The sequence below is a fragment of the Gluconobacter aidae genome (assembly GCF_009547075.1).
GTDB classification, from domain to species: domain Bacteria; phylum Pseudomonadota; class Alphaproteobacteria; order Acetobacterales; family Acetobacteraceae; genus Gluconobacter; species Gluconobacter aidae.
Window position 1 is genome coordinate 1 of sequence record NZ_WIPH01000117.1, and the last position, 323, is coordinate 323.

The window sequence follows — 323 nt, forward strand, 5'->3', positions numbered from 1 at the left end:
ATGAGCCGCCGGGCCCGCTTGCGACCAACTTCATGCCCCAGGCGACGCAGATGCCATGCCATCTGCCGCGAACCATAATACGGCGTTTCCAGGAACTGGGCATCGATCAGCCGCATCAACGCCAGATTGGCCTCGCTCTGTGGCACAGGCCGATAGTACACGCCCGACCGGTTGAGGTGCAGCAGCGTACATTGCCGGATGATCGGCAGACGCGCTCGCTTCGGGTCAATCATCTGCCGCCTCTGATCACGCCCAACCGAGCAGAGGCATCGCGTAAAAAATCCCGTTCCACGAGTAGTTCGCCTATCTTCGCGTGTAGTTTT

1 pseudogene is annotated in these 323 nt (G+C 59.8%); it reads right to left on the bottom strand.

From position 1 onward, the window contains the following. Positions 1–323 (bottom strand): annotated as a pseudogene (locus GFJ39_RS13975) (IS3 family transposase); the annotation flags it as partial.